Source organism: Comamonas denitrificans, assembly GCF_042654745.1.
Taxonomy (GTDB): Bacteria; Pseudomonadota; Gammaproteobacteria; order Burkholderiales; family Burkholderiaceae_C; genus Comamonas; species Comamonas denitrificans.
The window spans coordinates 1-4,443 of the sequence record NZ_JBHSEY010000018.1 but is presented as its reverse complement, the minus strand read 5'-3'; the positions used below and the strand labels follow the sequence as shown (position 1 = coordinate 4,443).

At 51.0% G+C, this 4,443-nt stretch carries 13 protein-coding genes; all 13 read right to left on the bottom strand.

All coding sequences use genetic code 11. The annotated features are described in order from the left end of the window. Position 1: 1 nt before the first annotated feature. Complete coding sequence (locus ACFO24_RS05620) at positions 2 to 301, bottom strand: DUF1010 domain-containing protein (RefSeq protein WP_377737334.1); 300 nt, start codon at positions 299 to 301, stop codon at positions 2 to 4. A gap of 19 nt (positions 302 to 320) precedes the next feature. Next, entirely contained in the window at positions 321 to 620 is a 300-nt protein-coding gene (locus tag ACFO24_RS05615) for a DUF1010 domain-containing protein (protein WP_142081020.1), read from the bottom strand. Positions 621 to 787: 167 nt separating this feature from the next. Next, positions 788 to 985 carry a hypothetical protein gene (locus ACFO24_RS05610; protein ID WP_146031517.1) on the bottom strand — a complete coding sequence of 66 codons (198 nt, stop codon included), beginning with the start codon at positions 983 to 985 and terminating at the stop codon, positions 788 to 790. Positions 986 to 1,009: 24 nt separating this feature from the next. Continuing rightward, complete coding sequence (locus tag ACFO24_RS05605) at positions 1,010 to 1,585, bottom strand: hypothetical protein (protein ID WP_377737332.1); 576 nt, start codon at positions 1,583 to 1,585, stop codon at positions 1,010 to 1,012. A 35-nt stretch (positions 1,586 to 1,620) separates the two neighbouring features. Next, positions 1,621 to 1,716: a DUF1010 domain-containing protein gene (locus ACFO24_RS05600; protein WP_377737331.1), complete on the bottom strand. Its 96-nt coding sequence runs from the start codon at positions 1,714 to 1,716 to the stop codon at positions 1,621 to 1,623. Continuing rightward, a complete protein-coding gene (locus ACFO24_RS05595) occupies positions 1,685 to 2,044 on the bottom strand; it encodes a hypothetical protein (RefSeq protein WP_377737330.1) in 360 nt (119 codons plus the stop codon). Before ACFO24_RS05595 ends, ACFO24_RS05600 begins: the two co-directional genes overlap by 32 nt. A 32-nt stretch (positions 2,045 to 2,076) precedes the next feature. Further along, the gene (locus ACFO24_RS05590; protein WP_172208100.1) at positions 2,077 to 2,361 is read right to left on the bottom strand and encodes a DUF1010 domain-containing protein; all 285 of its coding nucleotides are present in this window, start codon (positions 2,359 to 2,361) and stop codon (positions 2,077 to 2,079) included. Positions 2,362 to 2,380: 19 nt separating this feature from the next. Continuing rightward, positions 2,381 to 2,626: a DUF1010 domain-containing protein gene (locus ACFO24_RS05585; RefSeq protein WP_084002007.1), complete on the bottom strand. Its 246-nt coding sequence runs from the start codon at positions 2,624 to 2,626 to the stop codon at positions 2,381 to 2,383. A gap of 16 nt (positions 2,627 to 2,642) precedes the next feature. Then, entirely contained in the window at positions 2,643 to 2,888 is a 246-nt protein-coding gene (locus tag ACFO24_RS05580; RefSeq protein WP_377737328.1) for a DUF1010 domain-containing protein, read from the bottom strand. A 382-nt stretch (positions 2,889 to 3,270) separates the two neighbouring features. Further along, positions 3,271 to 3,516, bottom strand: coding sequence for a DUF1010 domain-containing protein (locus ACFO24_RS05575; RefSeq protein ID WP_377737327.1), 246 nt, complete (start codon positions 3,514 to 3,516; stop codon positions 3,271 to 3,273). A gap of 16 nt (positions 3,517 to 3,532) precedes the next feature. Then, positions 3,533 to 3,778, bottom strand: coding sequence for a DUF1010 domain-containing protein (locus tag ACFO24_RS05570; protein ID WP_377737325.1), 246 nt, complete (start codon positions 3,776 to 3,778; stop codon positions 3,533 to 3,535). A gap of 80 nt (positions 3,779 to 3,858) precedes the next feature. Continuing rightward, positions 3,859 to 4,050, bottom strand: coding sequence for an ECs_2282 family putative zinc-binding protein (locus tag ACFO24_RS05565; RefSeq protein ID WP_377737323.1), 192 nt, complete (start codon positions 4,048 to 4,050; stop codon positions 3,859 to 3,861). Between the two features lie 17 nt (positions 4,051 to 4,067). Next, a complete protein-coding gene (locus ACFO24_RS05560) occupies positions 4,068 to 4,367 on the bottom strand; it encodes a DUF1010 domain-containing protein (RefSeq protein WP_377737322.1) in 300 nt (99 codons plus the stop codon). Between the last annotated feature and the right edge of the window lie 76 nt (positions 4,368 to 4,443).

The window sequence follows — 4,443 nt, the reverse complement described above, 5'->3', positions numbered from 1 at the left end:
ACTAACGGCCAAGGTAAGCGGCTGGCTGAAAGCCAGTCCGCTTGAGCGCAGAGTTAGACCCGAAGGCCAGAAGGGAGCGCCCAAACTTAAAGACGGGTGCGGCCCATGAAAAAGCGCTGGGCCACGGAAGCGGCGCAGCGCTGCAAGAATGATAGCTGGTGGCGCTCACTGCACAAGCGCTGGAGGCCAAAAAGGCTTGAAACTTGCGCAGTGCAGACAGGCGAAGCCCGGCGCAGCGCAAAAACCCCAAAGGAGAAACCTTTGGGAAAAGCGAAGCGCTGGAATAAATGTTGGCCTGCATAAAGCGGAATATGAAGGGACTAACGGCCAAGGTAAGCGGCTGGCTGAAAGCCAGTCCGCTTGAGCGCAGAGTTAGACCCGAAGGCCAAAAAGGGGCGCCCTGACTTGAAGACGGGCACAACCCACGCAAAAGCGCTGGGCCACGGAAGCGGCGCAGCGCTGCAAGAAAGATAGCAGGTGGCGCTGGATAAACGGGCGCCAGAGGCCAAAAAGGCTTGAACCTGCCGAAGCGAACGCAGGCGAAGCCCCGCAGAGCGCCAAAACCCCCAAGGAGAAACCTTGGAGAAAGGCGAAGCGCTGGAGTTAATGGCGGCCTGCATGACGCGGAATATGAAGGGACTAACGCCCTGAGTTCAGCCGCCGCCGTAGGCGGTCGGCTGCGACGAATAGTTAGATCTAAAAAATACTTAGACAACTAATTGAAAAATATTACTTTGTTTTGCAAGCGTTTATAGTTACAGGGTCAATGTACTTCAATATAATGGTCTTATTTTTCTGAAATTAGTTTAATCGAGGTGAGTTTTATTGAAAATAATCCACTTTTGATATTTTTCACAGAGTCTTTTCTTGCTGCATCAATAAAATATTTATTTGTAATGTCGGGTATTTCAGTTGTTTCAATTTCAAACTCAACATCAGATGGCGCATCTAAATTCGTGTATTGATATTTTACTAAGTATTTCATATATTATCCATTATCATACAAATTTTAATTATTTGATCCCCTGAGTTCCCATAACATCATGGCCTCGATGATAATTTGAGATGATTCATTGAGATTTGGCTGTTTTTTTAAGATGAATTTTCGAAGATCTTTTTTTACATTTGTTGGTATTTCGGCAGGCGGGTTGAGTGATTCTCCTAGTTCTATTTTTGTTTGATTGATAAATGCTGCAAGCAAGTGATCGCATGAATTGGAGTTTGGTTTAACTTTGCAAATATTTTCTACTGCTTGATCAAGCGCTCTGTACATTCTGCTAAGTTTTATCTTGTTCTCAAACTCCATGGTTTCCATTAAATTTTTTCTTTCCGCTTTCATTTCTATTAAAGCTTTCCTTGTCTCACTTGTAATTTCTGGTTCTATTTCTGACTGTTCGCCGCTATCAACATCGCGTTGCCTATTAAAAACAACTTGGAGCATCTCACATTGTTTTGAATCTCTATCAACTATGCATACGTGTATCATTGATAGTGAAATTATGGCATCAGGCGTTGGTTGCGCTAAATTTTGAGCGAATGCAATATTAAATTGCATAAATACCAGAAATGTAATAAGGTGTTTCATGGATTAAAATTGTGAAATTTTTTGGTTTGAACTATCTAACGAACAAGATAAGCCGCCCGCAGTATGCGGGTCGGCTTGAGCGCCGGGTTAGAAGCAATATTAGGTGCGAGATAAAACAAGCTTACCTCCACTATTGGAGACGATTTTGTAGTTGCGCAAGGAGTTCAGCGCCCCCACTCCACCGGCTGCCACTGCGATGCTGACTGCAGAAACTGCTGCAGGAAGCCCGAGCACAGAAACGGCACCAACGCCAACAACACCGCTTACTGGTGCGCCTGCACCACCAGTGCCGAGAACAACAATTACGGCGATACCAATTGCCCCAATAGCAATAGCCCAAGCAACCGTGCCTGTAGCTTTGATTCTCAGGACCTTCTTCTGAAGGTCACCTTCAATTTCGATGGTGTCCTGTTCTTTTTTAAGCGCTTCGCCAAGATCTTTCTCAGTTGTTATTGCCATAGTGATTAATTTTTCATGCTAACGCCCTGAGTTCAGCCGCCGCCGTAGGCGGTCGGCTGCGACGAATAGTTAGACCCGAAGGCCAGAAGGGAGCGCCCAAACTTAAAGACGGGTGCGGCCCAGGAAAAAGCGCTGGGCCTCGGGAGCGGCGCAACGCTGCAAGAATGATAGCTGGCAGCGCTTGCTGAACAAGGGCTAGAGGCCAAAAAGGCTTGAAACTTGCGCGGCGAATGCAGGCGAAGCCCGGCGCAGCGCCGAAACCTCAAAGGAGAAACCTGTGAGAAAGGCGAACCGCTGGAGTAAATGCTGGCCTGCATAAAGCGGAATATGAAGTGACTAACGGCCAAGGTAAGCGGCCCGCAGAATGCGGGTCCGCTTGACCGCAGAGTTAGACCCGAAGGCCAACAGGGAGCGCCCGGACTTGAAGACGGGCGCAGCCCACGAAAAAGCGCTGGGCCACGGAAGCGGCGCAGCGCTGCAAAAATGATAGCTCGTGGCGCTTGCTGCACAAGCGCTGGAGGCCCAAAAGGCTTCAAAGCCTTTGGAACAGGGCGGAGCGCTGGAACAGGTGGCTGCGCGCATGAAACGGGTGATGGGACTAACGGCCAAGATAAGCGGCTGGCTGAAAGCCAGTCCGCTTGAGCGCAGAGTTAGACCCGAAGGCCAAAAGGGTGCGCCCAGCCTTGAAGACGTGCGCAGCCCACGAAAAAGCGCTGGGCCACGGAAGCGGCGCAGCGCTGCAAGAAGGATAGCTGGTGGCGCTTGCTGCACAAGTGCTGGAGGCCAAAAAGGCTTGAAAGCCTTTGGAACAGGGCCGAGCGCTGAAATAAGTGGCTGCGCGCATAAAGCGGGTGATGGGACTAACGAACAAAGTAAGCCGGCCGCCGTAGGCGGATCGGCTTGACTGCCGGGTTAGCGCACTTGCGGTACGCGAAAAATGGTGCGGAGAGGAGGGATTGAACCTCCTGCGTTCTCTCTTGGTAAGCACACATATTCATACAGCACTAATCTCTCGTTCAGGTTGGAATTTTTTCTCACCAGAGCTCCGCAGGAACGCAATTCCGCACCAAACACATGCAAATACCGAAGTAAAGAAAGCGATTGAGTTTTTCATAAATACCTCCATAACAAAGCCAAAGACAAAGACAGAAGCGAAGATTTCCAACCCAAACGAGATCACGATGCTGACTTCAATGTGTACCCATACCTCCAAGCCTTTAAAAATGCTAACGGCCAAGGTAAGCGGCCCGCAGAATGCGGGTCCGCTTGACCGCAGAGTTAGACCCGAAGGCCAAAAGGGAACGCCCTGCCTTGAAGAAGGGCGCGGCCCAAGAAAAAGCGCTGGGCCACGGAAGCGGCGCAGCGCTGCAAAAATGATAGCTGGTGGCGCTTGCTGCACAAGCGCTGGAGGCCCAAAAGGCAGATAAGCCTTTGGAACAGGGCGGAGCGCTGGAACAGGTGGGTGCGCGCATGAAACGGGTGATGGGACTAACGGCCAAGGTAAGCGGCTGGCTGAAAGCCAGTCCGCTTGAGCGCAGAGTTAGACCCGAAGGCCAAAAGGGAGCGCCCAGCGTTGAAGACGTGCGCGGCCCATGAAAAAGCGCTGGGCCACGGAAGCGGCGCAGCGCTGCAAGAAGGATAGCTGGTGGCGCTTGCTGCACAAGCGCTGGAGGCCCAAAAGGCTAGAAAGCCTTTGGAACAGGGCGGAGCGCTGGAACAGGTGGGTGCGCGCATAGAGCGGGTGATGGGACTAACGAACAAGCTAAGCCGACCGCCGAAGGCGGGTCGGCTTGAGCGCCGGGTTAGAGCAAAAATTACTTGAAGCCTGCTTTTTTAAAGGCATCTTTTAATTGCTTTTCAATTGCAGATTTTGCAGCCTTCATAGCATCACCATATTTGCCTGTAGCACCACATCTTGCACATTTAATTTTGTCGTTCGCCTGCGGATTTTGTGGCATTTCAAATTTATCGCTACCACATGAACATTTGACATTAATAGTGCTCATCAATAAATCTCCATGGACTAACGGCCAAGGTAAGCGGCTGGCTGAAAGCCAGTCCGCTTGAGCGCAGAGTTAGACCCGAAGGCCAAAAGGGGGCGCCCAGCCTTGAAGACGTGCGCGGCCCATGAAAAAGCGCTGCGCCACGGAAGGGGCGCAGCGCTACAAGAATGATAGCTGGTAGCGCTTGCTACACAAGCGCTGGAGGTCAAAAAAGCTTGAAACCAGCGCAGCGAATGCAGGCGAAGCCAGGCAGAGCGCCAAAACCCCAAAGGAGAAACCTCTGGGAAAGGCGAAACGCTGGAATAAATGCCGGCCTGCATAAAGCGAAATATGAAGGGACTAACGAACGAAAGTAAGCCGCCCGCCGAAGGCGGGTCGGCTTGACTGCACAGTTAG